We start from the raw sequence: 17763 nt of genomic DNA, 5'->3' as shown, positions 1-17763 counted from the left end.
ATGCTGACGACGGCATGTGCCGCCTCGCATGATGGCGCTGTCGATCAGTACAGCGGCATCTGCGGCGCGCAAAGCGCGATGCGGCGGCCGGGGCATGGCATATATCGCCAGCGCATAAGCACCTTGCCAATCGTATGTTCGCAGCAGGAACACGACTGCCTACAGTGACCAGTCCGGTCGCCGTTGGGCGGCGTTTGCTGTTGTGGAGGTGCATGGGTCATGGTCAGTGTAAGTTCTGCCACGCGCGCGCAACCGCTGCGCGCCGGTGCCACCACCGCGGATGCTTCAGGCGTGCGGATCGTGCCCTTCGATGCGCCGCTGGGCGCGGAAGTCATCGGTCTGGAGCTGTCGCAGCCGCTGGATGCGGAGACCTTCGCGCGCATCCACCGCGCGCACCTGGAGTACCACGTGCTGGTGTTTCGCGATCAGCGCATCACCCCGGCGCAGCAGGTCGCCTTCAGCCGGCGCTTCGGCCCGCTGCAGATCCACGTGCTGCGCAATTTCCAGCTGCGTGGACATCCGGAAGTGCTGGTGGTTTCCAACATCAAGGAACACGGCCAGCCGATCGGCCTGGGCGATGCCGGGCATTACTGGCACTCGGACCTGTCCTACAAGCAGACCCCCAGCCTGGGCTCGCTGCTGCATGCACAGGAGCTGCCTGCCGAGGGCGGCGATACCTTGTTCGCCAACCAGCACCTGGCCTGGCAGACCTTGCCTGATGCACTCAAGCGCACCGTGCAGGACCTGCGCGCCGAGCACAGCTATCTGGCCAAATACGAGGCGTTGCGCGCGCGCAACCCGTGGCGCCCGGCGTTGACGCCGGAGCAGATTGCCGAGGTCACGCCGGTGCAGCATCCGGTGGTGCGCACACACCCGGAAACCGGGCAGAAGGCCTTGTTCGTCAGCGAACATTTCACCACCCGCATCGTCGGGCTGCCCGAGGACGAGAGCCACGCGCTGCTGCAGACCTTGTTCGCGCACAGCACGCGCGCGGCGCTGGTGTACCGGCACCGCTGGCAGCCGCACGACATGGTGTTCTGGGACAACCGCTCGGTGATGCATCTGGCCGCCGGGACGCCCGACCACCTGCGGCGCCGGCTCAACCGCACCACTATCGAAGGCGATGCGCCGTTCTGACCGCACCGCTGCCCCTTCCCCCTGGCTACCGGAGCGCTGCATGCGTCTGACCGTGACTTCCCACGCACCGTTGCTGCGCCGCCGTTTTTCCCGGCGCGTGGCGGTCCTGCTGCTGGCGGCACTGCCGCTGTTGAGCAGCGCGGCGCAGGCCGAGGGCAAGCTGCGCATCGCCAAGCAGTTCGGCATCGTCTACCTGCTGCTGGACGTGGCGCAGGATCAGAAGCTGATCGAGCAGCAAGGCAGGAAAGCCGGCGTGGACATCGACGTGCAGTTCCTGCAGCTGTCCGGCGGCGCGGCGGTCAACGATGCCTTGCTCACCGGTTCGATCGATATCGCCGGGGCCGGTGTCGGTCCGTTGTTCACCATCTGGGACCGCACCCGTGGCCGGCAGAATGTGCGCGGGGTGGCGTCGTTGGGCAATTTTCCGTACTACCTGATCAGCAACAACCCGCGCATCAAGAGCATCGGCGACTTCACCCCGAAGGACCGCATCGCGGTTCCGGCCACCGGCGTTTCGGTGCAGTCGCGGTTTCTGCAGCATGCCTCGCAACAGCGCTGGGGCGACAAGGGCACCCATCAGCTGGATCCGCTGCAGGTGGCCCTGCCGCACCCGGATGCGGCGGCGGCGATCATCCGTGGCCGCACCGAGATCACCGCGCATTTCGCCAGCCCGCCATTCCAGGAGCAGGAGCTGGCGCGCAACCCGGCCGCGCATATCGTCACCAGCTCGTATGACATCGAGGGTGGGCCGTCGTCGGCCACGGTGCTGTACGCCACCGAAAAATTCCGCAGCGACAACCCCAAGACCTATCGCGCGTTCGTGGCCGCACTGGACCAGGCCGCGACGTTCGTCGCCGCGCACCCGGAGCAGGCGGCGGATATCTTCCTGCGCCGGAACGGATCGAGCATCGACCGTGCGCTGGTCCTGCAGATCCTCAAGGACCCCAAGGTGCAATTCACCGTGGCGCCGCAGAACACATTGAAGCTTGGCCAGTTCATGCAGCGCAGCGGCGCGATCAAGCAGGCGCCGGCCAAGGTGGGCGATTACTTCTTCGACGACCCGCTGATTGCGGGCGGGAGCTGAGCATGGCGACACCCTTGCTGCAGGTCGATCACGTCAGCCTGGAATACGTCAACGCACAGCGGGCAGTGCGGGCCACCCATCGGGTGCGCTTCGATGTGCATGCGGCCGACCGCTTCGTGCTGCTGGGGCCGTCCGGCTGCGGCAAGTCCACCCTGCTCAAGGCGGTGGCCGGCTTCGTGCCGCCGCGCGAGGGGCAGATCCGCCTGGATGGGCAGGTGGTGACCGGGCCGGGGCCGGACCGGGTGGTGGTGTTCCAGGAATTCGATCAACTCGCGCCCTGGAAAACCGTGCGCGAGAACGTGGTGTTCGGGCTGCGCGCAGCGCGCAAGCTCGGCCGCGCCGAAGCCCGGGAGCGGGCAGACGAGAGCCTGGCCCAGGTCGGGCTGAGCGGGTTTGCCGATGCTTACCCGCACACCTTGTCCGGCGGCATGAAACAACGCGTGGCGATCGCGCGTGCGCTGGCGATGCGTCCGCGCGTGTTGCTGATGGACGAGCCGTTCGCCGCACTGGATGCCTTGACCCGCTCGCGCATGCAGGAGCAGGTGCTGGAGCTGTGGGAGCAGGCGCGCTTCACCCTGTTGTTCGTCACCCATTCCATCGAGGAAGCATTGGTGGTCGGCAACCGCGTGCTGCTGCTGTCGCCGCATCCGGGTCAGGTGCGTGCCGAACTCAATGCGCATGCCTTCGGCCCGCACAGCGCCGGCAGCGTGGCCTTCCAGCAGACTGCGCAGCGCATCCATCGCCTGTTGTTCGAGCTGCCTGACGACACGCTGGCCGACGACAAGGTGGCGCCGCTGCGTCGCCCAGCCCAGCTGCAACGCGAGGCGCTGCCATGAGCCGCTCGCCCGCTGCCGCGCGGCCGCCGGTTCCGCCGGTGCGGCCGGAATACGAACTGGCGTTGCAGCCACTGGATCCGGCCCTGCTGACCGCCGCCGCGCCGATCCGCTGGCAGGCGCCGGCATGGCTGCGCAAGGCCGTGGTGCTGGTGGTGCTGGCGGCGGTGTGGGAGATCGCTGCGCGTGTGGTCGGCGACGACCTGATGCTGCCCAGCGCGGCGCAGACCGCACGCGCGTTCTACGATGGCCTGTTGTCGGGCGAATTGCTGCGTCGGGTGGCTGCGTCGCTGCGGGTACTGGCGCAGGGCTATCTGCTGGGCGTGGTGTCGGCGTTCGGGCTGACCGCCGTGGCCGCGTCCACCCGCTGGGGCCGCGATGTGCTGGGCACGCTGACCGCCATGTTCAATCCGTTGCCGGCGATTGCACTGCTGCCACTGGCCTTGCTGTGGTTCGGCCTGGGCATCGGCAGCCTGGTGTTCGTGCTGGTGCACTCGGTGCTGTGGCCGCTGGCGCTGACCACCCATGCCGGCTTCCAGGCGGTGCCGGAGACCTTGCGCATGGCCGGGCGCAATTACGGATTGCGTGGGCCGCGCTATGTGGCGCAGCTGCTGATCCCGGCCGCGCTGCCGGCGATCCTGTCCGGCCTGAAGATCGGCTGGGCATTCGCCTGGCGCACCCTGATCGCCGCCGAGCTGGTGTTCGGCGCCACCTCCGGCCAGGGCGGTCTGGGCTGGTACATCTTCCAGAATCGCAATGAACTGTACACCGACCGCGTGTTCGCCGGCCTGGCCATGGTGATCGTGCTGGGCCTGCTGGTGGAAGGCGTGGTGTTCCAGGCCATCGAGCGGCTGACCGTGCGCCGCTGGGGCATGCAGCGCTAGCGGGCGGCCATGGGCGGCCAGGCAGTTGCCTGGCCGTACTGCGGTCAACCATTCGCTATGGCTTCGAGCGCCCTGACCGCGTCTGCCGGGCTCATCGACGCGGTCGCGTGCGCTTAACGGGGCTGGCTTATGCTTCCGGCCCCTTTCCCGCCGCCGCCGTCATGCCCACTGCCCCCTTCACCGCCTACCTGTATCCGGTCCTGCTGCTGATCGCCAGCAATGTGTTCATGACCTTCGCCTGGTACGGCCACCTGAAGCACAAGAGCACGCCGCTGATGATCGCCATCCTGGTCAGCTGGGGCATCGCCTTCTTCGAATACTGCCTGCAGGTGCCGGGCAACCGCCTGGGCAGCGCGGTGTATTCCGCGCCGCAGCTCAAGGGCATGCAGGAAGTGATCACGCTGCTGGTGTTCGCGGGCTTCTCGACCTTCTACCTGGGCCAGTCGCTGAAGTGGAATCATTGGGCCGCGTTCGGGCTGATCCTGGTGGCGGCGTTTTTGATGTTCAAGGAATAACGACCGCCTTGCGTGCAGCAGCGCACCCGGGCTCGATCGGGCGTCACCGGCAAGGCCGTTCGCGCCCGGGTGCGCTGCTGCGGCAGGTGGCTGGCTAGTTCGCTGGTTCCACCCACTGCGCAAACACCGCATCGATCTGCGCGTCCTTGACCCGCTTGCCCTGCTGCACGCGTTCGGCCTGTTGGAACATCGGCATGATCATCGCCATGCCGTCGGGCTTGGTCTTCAGATGCAGGCCAGGCGGGGTGTCCAGGAATCTGGCCCAGCGTGCGCGTACCTTGGCCCAATACCCCTGCGTGCCCTTCCAGTACGCATAGGCGGGGGCAAAGTCCAGCTCGGTGGTCTTGCGGTAATCATTGAACCCGAATTCGCGCGCGATGGGCTCCTGGCTGCCGTCGGGCTTGCGCAGCACCTTGGTATTGAACTGCTCGTGCGTCCAGCCGCTGGGCGTGAGCGTGTGCCGGTTGATCACCGATAGCGCGTTGTAGTCGCTGCGCTTGGTGTACTCACGGCGCGGCAGGGGGCGCCAGCTCGGATCGCTGCTCCAGGTGGGATGGCCATCGGCGTAGTCCCAGCGGCCGGTGCCGCAATAGCGCGGCGCATCGCTGACCTCGAAGACGCATTGCGTCCATGCGCCCTGCGTGGCCGATGCCGGCAGCGCACGCACCTGCCAGGTCTGGTCGGCGGTGAATTCGAAACGCTGCGGTGCTTCGTACACCCAGTCCTGCCGCCAGTGCTTGGTCACATGCCTGGTCTTTTCGTCGACCAGCAGATGCTGCAACACCAGCTTGCGTGGCGAATCCTCCACCACGATGACCACCTCGTTGGCGCCACTGCGCATCGCCGAGGCGCGCTCGTAGCCGGGCTTGAGCAGCACGGTTTCGTCGAAGGCGAAGTCCACCGCGTATTCGCCCTGCATCGCCAGGATGCTCTGGCGATCCCGTTCGGGATCGGCGGCGGCGTCGGCCAGGGGCAACAGGCCCAGGGTGATGGCGATACAGCGTGGCAACAATCGGCTCATTGGAACTCTCGTTTGTGGTATCGGGAACATCAGCGGCGTAGCCGCAACAAGGCAGAGGTCATGGCGGTCGGGTCGCTGCCGGCGGTGATCGGGCCGGATCGCAGCGCCGCGGCACGCGCGCAGCAGCAATCATCCACCGCCACCTGCGCCTCGATGCCTTCATCGTGCGCCACTCGCGCGGCCACCACCGCACCCAGCGCTGAGACGGTGGTCAGGCTGGCCGCCAGCGGCGGCGCGCGATAACTACCGGCGCTCAGGCGCAGCGCGCTCAGTCGCCAGGTTTCGCCACGCATGCGTCCGGCCAGGCGACGCCACAGGCGCTCACCCAGGCCCATGCCCGGACCGGTTGCCTGGGCGTCCATCGACAACGGCGGCAACCGCGACACCAGCCGATCCCAGTCCAGAAAATCGCTGTCGGGCAACAGGTAGAGCCGCCAGCAGCAATGTCCTTCGGCATCGAAGAACCAGATGCCCTCGCGCACACCGTCGCTATCGAGCTGGCGGCAGGCTGCTGCCTCGACCGCATGCTGCCATCCATCGAGTTCGTGACCGAGTGCGGGGCGATACATGCAGAGCACCGTGCCCAAGGCCGCCAGCTGCGACGGGCGTGGCAGCGTGCGGCCGGTGGCACGCGCGGTCGACGACGATGGCAGCGGGCGGACGATGGGCATGGCCGCTACCAGCTCACGGCCAGGCTGACCGAGGCGGTGCGCCCGGCTGCGGTGAAGCGATCGACCACGGTGCTGCTGGCAAGCGTGCCGTTGGGCAACGTATTCCAGTCCACATAACGCCGGTCGGCCAGGTTGAAGATGCCGGCGGTGAGCTTGGCGCCGGGCGCGAACTCCCAATGCCCCATCAGGTCCAGCGTGGCGTAGCCGGCCGGCGTGTAATAACTGTCCAGCTGCGGGCGACGCTTGCGCGCGACGAAGGTGCCGATCAGTTCGGCGCCCCACTGCGTGCCGTCGAAGGCCAGGCCCAGCGTGCCGCGCAGCGGATCCACCGAGTTGAGCGGCGTGTTGTCGGTGCGGTTGTCGCCTTCCGAATACGCCACCGCGCTGTTCAACGACCAGCCCTGCCAGCCGGCCAGCACGCCCAGATCGAGCCCGCCGCGCGCTTCGGCGCCCTTGATCACCACATCGTCGACATTGCGCGACTGGAACACCAGGAAGCCATCGGCGTTGGTACCGGCCGGCGCGTTCGACTCGATGAAGTTGCGGTAATCGGTGTAGTACACGGCCAGGCCGAGATACCCCACCGCATCGTTGAAGCGCAGCCCCACTTCGCCACCGCGGCTGGTTTCCGCTTTCAGATCGGGGTTGGCGATGGCGGTGTAGCGCGACTGCAGATTGGTGAAGCCGATATTGACGTCGTTGTAAGGCGGGGCGCGGAAGCCATGCGCGTAATTGGCGTAGGCCGACCAGGTATCGGAAAAGCGCCACACCGCACCGAACTTGGGCGAGACCTGGGTCTGGTCGATGGTTGCCACCGCCACGCCCGGATTGTCTTCGCGGAAGATATCGTCCATCTGCGGCGACAGGCGGAAATAATCCACGCGCACGCCCGGCGTCAGCGACAGCCTTCCATCCAGCAGGCCGATCTCGTCCTGCGCGTACAGGCCGAGCTTGGTGGTTTCGCTCTTGGGGAAATCGCGCACGGGAAACACATCCTGGCCGACCCGGTTGCTGATCGCGCCGTTGGCAAGCGTCAGCGAATAGCCGTCGCGCTTGGCGCGGGTGTCGGTCCAGGTAGCGTCCAGCCCATAGGTGATGTCGTGCTGCAGCGCATCGGTGGCGATGACCTTGTGCGCATTGACCAGCAGCCCGTACACGCGCTGGTCGAAGCTGTGTTCGTTGTGGCGGCGGGTCGCGTTGCCGCGCAGCTCGTTGGTGCGCTGCAGGCTTTCGCTGTCCTGGCGATACAGCAGCCATTGCAGGTCGTCGGCAAGCGCGGCGTCCAGCGCATCCAGCTCGTGCCGCAACGAGACCCGCGCACGGGTCTGATGATCGCGCCCCTGCTGCGACAACACCCGCAGCGACGGTGTCGGCGAGCGCGTATCGATACTGCTCAAGGCCTCGATGCTGCCGTAGTCCTCGTTGCCTTCCACGGTGAGCTTGAAGCGCTGCTGCGCGCTCGGCGCATAGACCAGTTTGGTCAGCACGCTGCGGCCGTCCACGGTCTGCGGGTTGGCGGCGGTGCGGGTGGCATCGCGGCTGCGGTTGTCGCCCTGGTTCTGCGTTTCCTGGCCCTGGCGATGCGCCACCGCCACCATGCCGCTCCAGCGCTCGCCGCCAAACGCGCCGGTGGCGCCGGCGAACAGGCCATTCCAGTCTCCTTCGTAGCCGAACTTCAGGCCGACGTAGCTGCGCTTGTCCTCGCGCAGATAATCGGCCGGATCCTTGGTGACGAAGGCCACCACACCGCCCAGGGCATCGGAGCCGTACAAGGAACTGGCCGGCCCGCGCACCACTTCCACGCGCTTGAGCGTTTCCAGGTCGACGAAGTTGCGATTGGCATTGAGGTAGCTGCCGAACGCGAAGGTGTCCGACACCGGCACGTTGTCCACCAGGATTGCCACGCGATTGCCATCCAGGCCGCGGATGCGGATGCCGTTGGTGCCGGTGAAGCGTCCGCTGGTGCTGGTCACCGACACCCCCGGCGTGTAGCGGAACAGGTCCTTGAGCTCGCGCACCAGCTGGTTGTCCAGTTGTTCGCGGTCGATCACATCCACCGTGGCCGGCACATCCACCAGCGCGCGCTGGGTCCGCGTGGCGGTGACCTGCAGACGGTCGAAGTCGTGCACTTCCCGCGCGGCGTCGCCGTCGGCATCGGATTCTGCGGCGTGGGCGCACAACGGGGCGGCGGGTAGCGCGAGCGACAGCGCGACCACCAGCGGATGCAGGCGAATCATCAAGCAACCTTTGTGGAAGACCCCCGGCAGCGCGCACAGCCAACCGGCCGCGCACGGCAACCGAGGGTGGAGAGGTGGGTGGCGGACGGCGGCGGCAACGCCCGCGGCGAACAGCCGGCGCCCCTGCAGAGCGGCGCCGATGGTGCAAGTGCAATGGCTGCGGAACCCTGCCGGCAGCGGGCATCGCACGCCGACATCGCATCAAGGCGATGCCGGCGGCTTGCCGTGGCGGCGTCTGCGCCCGATTGAGCGGGGCGCAGCGGTTCCCTTCGCTGGGATGACGTGGGGGACGCGACTTACTTGGTCAGGATGAGCTTGTCGTTGCTGGTGTGGCGCAGGCGATAGACGCGATCGCCATGCTGGATCAGCACTTCGCGACGCCCCTTGAGCAAGGCCTCGCTGGTGATGAGGTCTTCGGCAGGTACCACGCGGGGTACGGCGCGGTCGCGCAGGTTGACCGGTTCGGAGCGAAGCAGCACGGGATGAGCGGTCATGATCTGGATCTCCAGTCGGTTGGCCAGACAAATAATAACCATTCTCATTTAATGATCAAGAGCCATTCTCATTTGCGCGGCGGAATTTTTGGATCACCTGGCGCTCTTTGATCGATCCCATCGATCGATACGCGATGTGCCGGAACGTCGATCGCGGCGGCCGACTCACTCCGCTAGCACCAACCGGCAGCCCTCCTATCCAGCCGCCGTGCGCAGGACTGGTACGCCGACGCCGATCCCTGACGGCCCCTGCCCGCTCAGCGTGTCGCCGCTTCCACCTGCGCCCAGCCGGCTGCATCCACCTGGTCCAGCACCGCGAGCGCGGCCAGGTTTTGTTCCAGCTGCGCCACCCGGCTTGCGCCCAGGATCACCGAGGACACGTGCGGATTGCGCAGGCACCAGGCGATCGCCAGCGGCGCCGGCGCGTGGCCCAGCTCGGCGGCCACTGCACAGAACGCGCGGGCGCGTTCAAGACGGCGGGATTCCGGCGTGCCCAGCACGTCGTCCTGCAGCCAGGCGTTGTCGGGCTGGCCCAGCCGGCTGTCGGCGGCCACCCCTGCGTTGTACTTGCCGGTCAACAGCCCAGAGGCCAGCGGCGACCAGATGGTGGTGCCCAGCCCGGCCTCGCACAGCGGCGCATACTCGTGTTCCAGCCGCTGGCGGTGCAGCAGGTTGTATTGCGGCTGCTCCATCGACGGCGCATGCAGATGCTCCTGTCCGGCGATGGCGATCGCCGTGCGCACTTGGTCGGCGCTCCATTCCGACGTGCCCCAGTACAGCACCTTGCCCTGCCGGATCAGCGCGTCCATGGCGCGCACGGTTTCCTGGATCGGCGTATCAGGGTCGGGCCGGTGGCAGAAATACAGATCCAGATACTCCACGCGCAGCCGCCTGAGCGCGGCATGGCAGGCATCGGTGACATGCTTGCGCGAGAGCCCGCGCTGGGTCGGGCGCGGGCTGTCCACCGCACCGAAGAACACCTTGCTGGACACGCAGTAGCCGTCGCGCGGCAGGCGCAGGTCGGCGATCACATCGCCCATGACCTCCTCGGCCCGGCCGCGCGCATAGACCTCGGCGTTGTCGAAGAAGTTGATGCCGTTGTCCCAGGCCGCGGCGATCAGGTTGCGCGCCTCGCTGCGGCCGATCTGCTTGCCAAAGGTGACCCAGGCCCCGAACGACACGGCCGACAGCTGCAGCCCGGTGGAACCCAGACGACGGTAACGCATGGCGAACTCCTACAACCCTCCGGGACACCTGCCCCGGACCGGGGATTGCGCAGTTTAGCGGCCGGGGCGCTGGCGCGCGCCAGTGGCGGTGGTCTGAATGCCGCTCGCCTTGCCCGCTGACACCCCCTGCTCTAGGCTTCTCGTTTTGCCGTCAGCAGCCTCGGGGATTGGAATGGTCGAAGGTTTGGGAAGGATCGGTTTCGGCCTGTTCGGTCTGGCGGTGCTCATCGGCATCACCTGGCTGTTTTCGACCAACCGCCGCGCAGTCGACTGGAAGCTGGTCGGCACCGGCCTGTTGCTGCAGATCTCGTTCGCCGCGCTGGTGCTGCTGGTGCCGGGCGGGCGCGACGTGTTCGACTCGCTGGGCAAGGGCTTCGTGAAGGTACTGAGCTTCGTCAATGAGGGCTCCACCTTCATTTTCGGCAACCTGATGAACATCGAAAGCTACGGCTTCATCTTCGCGTTCCAGGTGCTGCCCACCATCATCTTCTTCTCGGCGCTGATGGGCGTGCTCTACCACCTGGGGGTGATGCAGCTGGTGGTGCGTGCGATGGCCTGGGCGATCACCAAGGTGATGCGCGTGTCGGGGGCGGAAACCACCAGCGTCTGCGCCAGCGTGTTCATCGGCCAGACCGAGGCGCCACTGACGGTGCGCCCGTATATCCCCAAGATGACCCAATCCGAATTGCTGACGATGATGATCGGCGGCATGGCGCATATCGCCGGCGGCGTGCTGGCCGCCTACGTCGGCATGCTCGGCGGCAGCGACCCCGCGCAACAGGCGTTCTACGCCAAGCACCTGCTCGCCGCCAGCATCATGGCGGCGCCGGCCACCCTGGTGGTCGCCAAGCTGCTGGTGCCGGAAACCGGCACGCCGCTGACCCGCGGCACGGTCAAGATGGAAGTGGAAAAGACCACCAGCAACATCATCGATGCAGCCGCGGCCGGTGCCGGCGACGGCCTGCGCCTGGCGCTGAACATCGGCGCGATGCTGCTGGCCTTCATCGCGCTGATCGCGCTGATCAATGCACCGCTGACCTGGCTGGGCGAGGTGACCGGTGCGGCGGCGGCGCTGGGCCGGCCGACCAACCTGTCCACGATCTTCGGCTACCTGCTGGCCCCGGTGGCCTGGGTGATCGGCACGCCGTGGGCGGACGCGACCACGGTCGGCTCGCTGATCGGTCAGAAGGTGGTGATCAACGAATTCGTCGCCTACACCGAACTGTCGCAGATCGTGAAGGGCCAGGTTGCCGGCGTGAGCCTGAGCGAAGAAGGCCGCCTGATTGCCACCTATGCCCTGTGCGGCTTTGCCAACTTCAGCTCGATTGCGATCCAGATCGGCGGCATCGGCGGGCTGGCACCTGAACGTCGTCACGATCTGGCCAAGTTCGGCCTGCGGGCGGTGCTGGGCGGTTCGATCGCCACCTTCATGACCGCTACCATTGCCGGCGTGCTGTCGCACTTCGGCTGAGGCGGCGCGGGTTCATCGGTGTCACGGTCTAATCGCCAGGCACCGCGTTACATTCAAGTCATTCAAGCAAGCAGGTATTTATGAGTTCGGTCGTCGTTGTCGGGTCTTTCAATGTCGATCACGTGTGGCGGTGCGACGTGCTGCCGGCGCCGGGTGCCACCATCGCCGGCCGCTACAGCACCGGCCCGGGTGGCAAGGGCTTCAACCAGGCGGTGGCGCGTGCCGGTGCCAGGACGCATTTCCTGTGCGCGCTGGGCGACGATGCCGGCGGCGCGCTGGCGCGTTCGCTGGCCGCCCATGACGGCTTTGCGCTGATCGCCGAACCGAGCAACGAGCCCACCGGCACCGGCGGCATCTACGTCGACGGCCACGGGCGCAACACCATCGTGATCGGTGCCGGCGCCAATTCGGTGCTGAGTGCGGGTTTCGTTGAAAACCAGCGCCCGCTGGTGGCATCGGCACAGGTGCTGCTGGCACAGCTGGAATCGCCGGCAGAGACCGTCGAAGCAGCGCTCGCGCTGGCGCACGAATGCGGCGTGCTGACCGTGCTCAACGCTGCGCCCGCCAACGCGCCGACCTCCATCGGCCTGCTCAAGCTGTCGGACGTGCTGACCCCGAACGAGACCGAGTTCGCCGCACTGCTCGGACGCCATGTCGGCGAGCGCATCAATGCCGACGATGTGGCCGCGCTGGACGGCAACACGCTGCACTCGCTGTGCCGCAAATTGCTGCCAGGCGGCACCGTGGTGGTGACGCTGGGCGCGGTGGGCGCCTTCATCTCGCATGCCGACGAGCAACTGCGCGGCGACACCGCGGCGCATTACCGGGTGGGCGCCGAAAGCGCGCAGACGGTGGACACCACCGGCGCCGGCGATGCCTTCAACGGCGCACTGGTGGCCTCGCTGGCGCAGTCGCCCGGCGCAAGCTTCATCACCCACGTACGCTTTGCCACCCGCTACGCGGCGCGCTCCACCGAAGTGGAAGGCGCTGCCAACTCCATGCCGCGGCTGCTGCCAGACGTGGCTGTGTAAGTCGCACGCGTCGAGCGACCAACGAAGGCGAGCGTAGCGATGCGGTCGCTTTCTGTCATTCAGGGCCTTGGTCTGCACGTTGGAGCCTGTTTGCGCCGCGGGCGGCATAGTGGAACCTGCCTGCCGACGGACGTTGCGAGCTCTGCTGCCGCCGGAGCTTCGTGTTCCTTTATCGAAACGCGTTGGGGTACAGGAACGAAGCGCGATGCAGGAAGCGAGGCGTGATGCAGCGCCGGGCGCCCGTACCCTCATCCGGCGCTGACGCGCCACCTTCTCCCGACGGGAGAAGGAATAGACGCGGCTCTCCCACCCCGAGGCGGAGAAGGAATAGACGCTGCTCTCCCCCGGCGAAGGAGGAATAGCAGCCTCTCGCCGCACGGGCGAGAAGGCGCAGCTTGCGCACCACTGGCGCGCATGCCTTGGAGCGCCCGCGCCGCTGGCGCGGGCCGGGGCGCAGAGCGGGGGTTGGGGTGAGTGAGGGTACGGTCAGCCAACATATTCACCGCCGCCCCCGCCCTATCCAGTCGCGCGCCCCGCACAGCCATCGCGCAGCACCGAAGGCCGGAAACGCTCTTCCGACTCCCGATTCCCGATTCCCGACTCCCGACTCCCGACTCCCGACTCCCGACTCCCGACTCCCGATTCCCGACTCCCGACTCCCGATTCCCGATTCCCGATTCCCGATTCCCGATTCCCGATTCCCGACTCCCGACTCCCGATTCCCGATTCCCGATTCCCGATTCCCGACCCCAGCTACAATGCCCGCATGCAGATCGGCCCTTACAGCATCGCCCCCAAGGTGATCCTCGCCCCGATGGCGGGCGTCACCGACAAGCCGTTCCGGCTGCTGTGCAAGCGGCTGGGCGCCGGGCTGGCGGTGTCGGAGATGACCATTTCCGATCCGCGCTTCTGGGGCACGCGCAAGTCGCTGCACCGCATGGACCACGCCGGCGAGCCGGACCCGATCAGCGTGCAGATCGCCGGCACCGAGCCGCAGCAGCTGGCCGAGGCGGCACGCTACAACGTCGACCACGGCGCGCAACTGATCGACATCAACATGGGCTGCCCGGCCAAGAAGGTGTGCAATGCCTGGGCCGGCTCGGCGCTGATGCGTGATGAAGCGCTGGTGGCGCGCATCCTGCGTGCGGTGGTGCAGGCGGTGGAAGTCCCGGTGACCTTGAAGATCCGCACCGGCTGGGATTGCGACCACCGCAATGGCCCGGTGATTGCACGCATTGCGCAGGACTGCGGCATCGCCGCGCTGGCGGTGCATGGGCGCACCCGCGACCAGCATTACACCGGCACCGCCGAATACACGACGATTGCGCAGATCAAGGCCGCGCTGCAGATTCCGGTGATCGCCAACGGCGATATCGATTCGCCGCACAAGGCCGCGCAGGTGCTGCGCGCCACCGGCGTGGATGCGGTGATGATCGGCCGTGCCGCGCAGGGGCGGCCATGGATCTTCGGCGAGGTGGCGCATTACCTGGCCACCGGCGAGGCGTTGCCGCCGCCGTCGCTGGCCTTCGTGCGCGACACCTTGCTCGGCCACCTGGAAGCGCTGCATGCGTTCTACGGACAGCCACAGGGCGTGCGCATCGCACGCAAGCACCTGGGCTGGTACGCCAAGGATCATCCGCAAAGCGCTGACTTCCGCGCGGTGGTCAACCGCGCCGACACGCCAGAGGCACAGCTGGCACTGACCCGCGATTACTTCGACGCCTTGATCGCCGGCGTGCCGCCAGCTCTGCCGAACGTCGCCTGAGTTTTTCGCGTCGGCCAGTTGCCGCAGGCGGTCAACGCCGACACCGGGGGACGGCATGCGCGGCGAACTGGCGCAGCTACGACACGACCCGGATGCGGTGGTCTCCTCATTCCTTCGTACAGCCGCGCGCCACCGTCTACCGAGGCGCCGAGGCCGACGCTGGTGCGCTTGCCGGTGCGCTGTCGTGTTCCAGATCGCCGGTCAGCGCCTTGCCGCTGGGCGCGTTCCAGATGCGGTGCCACATCTGCGCCAGCACCGCCCAGATCTGGTCGCGGGCCACCGGGGCGCGGTAGGCCGCCTGGACCTGCCGCGGCACGATCGGCTGCCAGTCACCGCCGTCGCGGTGGGCGACCACGAAGTTGAAGTTGTAGTCCGGCTCCAGGCCCATGCGCAGGTCGCTGAGCATCAGGTCGTCGTCCACCAGCCGCGCGCGCATGAAGCCGCGATTGAACCAGGTCAGCCGGCGCACCGAGTCGAACCCGGCCACCTCGCCCAGCGCCTGGGTGTTGCTGGAAAACCCGCGGAACTGCATCGGGCCGCTATCGGCCACCAGCGAGCGCTCGCCGATGACATAGCCGCTGGGCGTCATCGCCACCACGCGCCAGAGCAGCGTATTGAAGGGCATCGGCACCGAGAAACGCGGCGCGTGGGCCAGCCCCATGGCGGCCAGGGCGCGATCGGCCTGCCGATCGACCAGATGCTTGGCGATCAGCGACCAGCCCAGATACGCGGAGCTGGCCACCAGGCCGATCACCAGCACGCGCTGCGCCAGCGGGCGCGCGCGCGCGAACCAGGCGATGGCGCAGGCCAGCAGCAGCCACAGCGTATAGGCCGGGTCGATGATGAAGACGCTGGACCACATGGTCGGGTGCGGTTGCAGCGGCCACCACAGCTGGGTGCCGTAGACGGTGAACGCGTCCAGCAGCGGGTGGGTGATCAGCGCCAGCTGGATCGCCCAGAACCAGCGCGTGGGCGCGCTGGCCACGCGTCCATTGCCGTAACGGCGGAACAGCCACCAGATCAGCCAGCCCAGCAGTGGCAACACGAACAGCGAATGGCTGACGCTGCGGTGCACCGTCATCAGGGTGACCGGGTCGTCGGTCAATGGCAGCAAGGCCAGTGAATCGAGGTCGGGCAAGGTGCCCAGTGCCGCGCCGGCGAGCAAGGCGGCACGCCGCTGTCCGGGCGGCGCGATGGCGGCAGCGATGGCGCCGCCAAGAACGATCTGGGTCAGGGAATCCATCGCCCGATGCTAGCAGGCTGGACACACATCCATCGGACCAAGGTGGTGCGCTTTCAAGTTGGCACACAGCTGCGCATGCATGCGTGCTGCATGGACGGGGTACAAGGGATGCCGAGTCCTTGCGAGCTGCGCGCTGCCAGGGACACCGGCAAAGGCGCGCGACTGCGCGATGGCGTCAGCGCGACCCTAGGCAGCGGCCGGCCGACAGCGCAGCGCGACGGCCGCGGTCGTTCCACCTGCCAGTGTGGAGCCCTCCATGCACCGGCTCCGGCCCACAGCATGCCAGGGCGGTATGCGCTGCCTGCATCCATGGCGTCTTGACCCCCACGCCGCCGCGTTCAGGCGCACAATGCAACGGTCACCGTGGGCGTGTATCATCCGCACCCATCTTTTCATCCGAATCAAGGGATATAAGCCTGATGTCCAGCTACCTGTTCACCTCCGAATCGGTCTCCGAAGGCCATCCGGACAAGATTGCCGACCAGATTTCCGACGCCGTCCTGGATGCCATCCTGGCCCAGGACAAGCGCGCCCGTGTGGCGTGCGAGACGATGGTCAAGACCGGCGTGGCGATCGTGGCCGGCGAAGTGACCACCAGCGCCTGGATCGACCTGGAAGCGCTGACCCGCAAGGTGATCCTGGACATCGGCTACAACAGCTCCGACGTCGGCTTCGACGGCGAGACCTGCGGCGTGCTCAACCTGATCGGCAAGCAGTCGCCGGACATCAACCAGGGCGTGGACCGCAAGAAGCCCGAAGAACAGGGCGCTGGCGACCAGGGCCTGATGTTCGGCTATGCCACCAACGAGACCGACAGCTACATGCCGGCGGCGATCCACCTGTCGCACCGCCTGGTCGAGCAGCAGGCCAAGATCCGCAAGAAGAAGAACTCGGCACTGTCCTGGCTGCGCCCGGATGCCAAGTCGCAGGTCACCCTGCGCTATGAAGACGGCGTGGCGACTGCGATCGACGCAGTGGTGCTGTCGACCCAGCACGATCCGGGCGTCAAGCAGAAGGACCTGATCGAAGCGGTGCGCGAGGAAATCCTCAAGCCGGTGCTGCCGGCCAAGTGGCTGCACAAGGGCACCAAGTTCCACATCAACCCGACCGGCAAGTTCGTGATCGGCGGCCCGGTGGGCGATTGCGGCCTGACCGGTCGCAAGATCATCGTCGACACCTACGGCGGCTGGGCCCGTCATGGCGGCGGCGCGTTCTCGGGCAAGGATCCGTCCAAGGTCGACCGTTCGGCAGCCTATGCTGCACGTTACGTTGCCAAGAACGTGGTGGCTGCGGGTCTGGCCGACCGTTGCGAAGTGCAGGTCTCCTACGCCATCGGCGTGGCCGAGCCGACCTCGATTTCGGTCACCACCTTCGGCACCGGCAAGATCGCCGACGAGCAGATCGAGAAGCTGATCCGCAAGCACTTCGACCTGCGTCCGTTCGGCATCATCCAGATGCTCGACCTGATCCACCCGATGTACCAGCAGACCGCGTCCTACGGTCACTTCGGCCGCAAGCCGAAGGACTTCACCTACACCGACGGTGCCGGCGCGCAGCATTCCGCCACCTCGTTCTCGTGGGAAAAGACCGACCGCGCCGACGCCCTGCGCGCCGATGCAAAGCTGAAGTAAGCACGCCGCTCCTGCAGGAGCGAGCGCGATGCACACCGACCGGGCCGCTGATGCGGCCCGGTTTCGTTTCGGGGTCTGTCGGTGGGTTGCCCAACACCAGGAAGTGACAGGTTGCGAAGGCTCCGGCTGACGGCGGACCCGCACACGGATGGGCGTGACGACATAGAGCCCCTCTCGCCGCGGGAGAGGGGTTGCGGTGAGGGTACGGACCAAGCCACGCACCTGCCGAATCGCTCCTGGCTGCGCGCGTCCCCTCATCCGCCCCTGCGGGGCACCTTCTCCCGCCGTGCGGGAGAAGGGACAACGACGCCAACCGCTGCTCAAGCCCTCCTGCGGGAGAGGGGTTGCGGTGAGGGTACGGGCCAAGCCACGCACCTGCCGAATCGCTCCTGGCTGCGCACCTACCCTCATCCGCCCCTACGGGGCACCTTCTCCCGCCCTGCGGGAGAAGGGACAACGACGCCAACCGCTGCTCAAGCCCCTCTCCTGCGGGCGAGGGGTTGCGGTGAGGGTACGGGCC

15 protein-coding genes are annotated in these 17763 nt (G+C 67.2%); 9 read left to right on the top strand and 6 right to left on the bottom strand.

What is annotated here, in order from left to right:
- Positions 1-219: 219 nt before the first annotated feature.
- The 5 genes from HG421_RS02650 (at position 220) to HG421_RS02630 (ending at position 4453) form a co-directional block, all read left to right on the top strand.
- Positions 220-1137 carry a TauD/TfdA dioxygenase family protein gene (locus HG421_RS02650; RefSeq protein WP_169704968.1) on the top strand — a complete coding sequence of 306 codons (918 nt, stop codon included), beginning with the start codon at positions 220-222 and terminating at the stop codon, positions 1135-1137.
- A gap of 40 nt (positions 1138-1177) precedes the next feature.
- Positions 1178-2221: an ABC transporter substrate-binding protein gene (locus tag HG421_RS02645; protein WP_169704966.1), complete on the top strand. Its 1044-nt coding sequence runs from the start codon at positions 1178-1180 to the stop codon at positions 2219-2221.
- A 2-nt stretch (positions 2222-2223) separates the two neighbouring features.
- The gene (locus HG421_RS02640; protein WP_169704964.1) at positions 2224-3057 is read left to right on the top strand and encodes an ABC transporter ATP-binding protein; all 834 of its coding nucleotides are present in this window, start codon (positions 2224-2226) and stop codon (positions 3055-3057) included.
- Positions 3054-3938, top strand: a complete 885-nt coding sequence (locus HG421_RS02635; RefSeq protein ID WP_169704962.1) for an ABC transporter permease — start codon at positions 3054-3056, stop codon at positions 3936-3938. Before HG421_RS02640 ends, HG421_RS02635 begins: the two co-directional genes overlap by 4 nt.
- Before the next feature lie 161 nt (positions 3939-4099).
- Positions 4100-4453 carry a DMT family protein gene (locus HG421_RS02630; RefSeq protein WP_169704960.1) on the top strand — a complete coding sequence of 118 codons (354 nt, stop codon included), beginning with the start codon at positions 4100-4102 and terminating at the stop codon, positions 4451-4453.
- Between the two features lie 94 nt (positions 4454-4547).
- On the opposite strand, the gene HG421_RS02625 is transcribed toward HG421_RS02630, so the two are convergent.
- The 5 genes from HG421_RS02625 to HG421_RS02605 form a co-directional block, all read right to left on the bottom strand.
- Positions 4548-5474: a DUF6607 family protein gene (locus HG421_RS02625; RefSeq protein ID WP_169704958.1), complete on the bottom strand. Its 927-nt coding sequence runs from the start codon at positions 5472-5474 to the stop codon at positions 4548-4550.
- A 29-nt stretch (positions 5475-5503) separates the two neighbouring features.
- The gene (locus HG421_RS02620) at positions 5504-6145 is read right to left on the bottom strand and encodes a Hemin transport protein (protein WP_169704956.1); all 642 of its coding nucleotides are present in this window, start codon (positions 6143-6145) and stop codon (positions 5504-5506) included.
- A gap of 5 nt (positions 6146-6150) precedes the next feature.
- Positions 6151-8382: a TonB-dependent hemoglobin/transferrin/lactoferrin family receptor gene (locus tag HG421_RS02615; protein ID WP_169704954.1), complete on the bottom strand. Its 2232-nt coding sequence runs from the start codon at positions 8380-8382 to the stop codon at positions 6151-6153.
- A 296-nt stretch (positions 8383-8678) separates the two neighbouring features.
- Complete coding sequence (hemP, locus tag HG421_RS02610) at positions 8679-8918, bottom strand: hemin uptake protein HemP (RefSeq protein WP_211161815.1); 240 nt, start codon at positions 8916-8918, stop codon at positions 8679-8681.
- Positions 8919-9133: 215 nt separating this feature from the next.
- Positions 9134-10102 (bottom strand): potassium channel beta subunit family protein, encoded by a 969-nt coding sequence (locus HG421_RS02605; RefSeq protein WP_169704950.1) that lies wholly within the window; start codon positions 10100-10102, stop codon positions 9134-9136.
- Between the two features lie 172 nt (positions 10103-10274).
- Between HG421_RS02605 and HG421_RS02600 the strand changes: the two genes are divergently transcribed.
- From HG421_RS02600 to dusB, 3 genes are all read left to right on the top strand, one after another.
- On the top strand, positions 10275-11573 hold the full coding sequence (locus HG421_RS02600; RefSeq protein WP_169708069.1) for a NupC/NupG family nucleoside CNT transporter: 1299 nt from the start codon (positions 10275-10277) through the stop codon (positions 11571-11573).
- Positions 11574-11653: 80 nt separating this feature from the next.
- Positions 11654-12604: a ribokinase gene (locus tag HG421_RS02595; RefSeq protein WP_169704948.1), complete on the top strand. Its 951-nt coding sequence runs from the start codon at positions 11654-11656 to the stop codon at positions 12602-12604.
- 766 nt (positions 12605-13370) lie between these two features.
- A complete protein-coding gene (gene dusB, locus HG421_RS02590; protein WP_169704946.1) occupies positions 13371-14369 on the top strand; it encodes a tRNA dihydrouridine synthase DusB in 999 nt (332 codons plus the stop codon).
- Positions 14370-14505: 136 nt separating this feature from the next.
- Here dusB and HG421_RS02585 read toward each other — a convergent pair whose 3' ends face one another.
- Positions 14506-15612, bottom strand: coding sequence for a metal-dependent hydrolase (locus tag HG421_RS02585; protein ID WP_169704944.1), 1107 nt, complete (start codon positions 15610-15612; stop codon positions 14506-14508).
- A gap of 419 nt (positions 15613-16031) precedes the next feature.
- On the opposite strand from HG421_RS02585, the gene metK reads away from it, so the two are divergent.
- Positions 16032-17243 (top strand): methionine adenosyltransferase, encoded by a 1212-nt coding sequence (gene metK / locus HG421_RS02580; RefSeq protein WP_169704942.1) that lies wholly within the window; start codon positions 16032-16034, stop codon positions 17241-17243.
- Positions 17244-17763: the final 520 nt, after the last annotated feature.

Source organism: Xanthomonas campestris pv. badrii, assembly GCF_012848175.1.
GTDB classification, from domain to species: Bacteria; Pseudomonadota; Gammaproteobacteria; order Xanthomonadales; family Xanthomonadaceae; genus Xanthomonas; species Xanthomonas campestris_C.
Note: the sequence above shows the minus strand (reverse complement) of the source record. Positions and strands in the feature narration are given on the sequence as shown.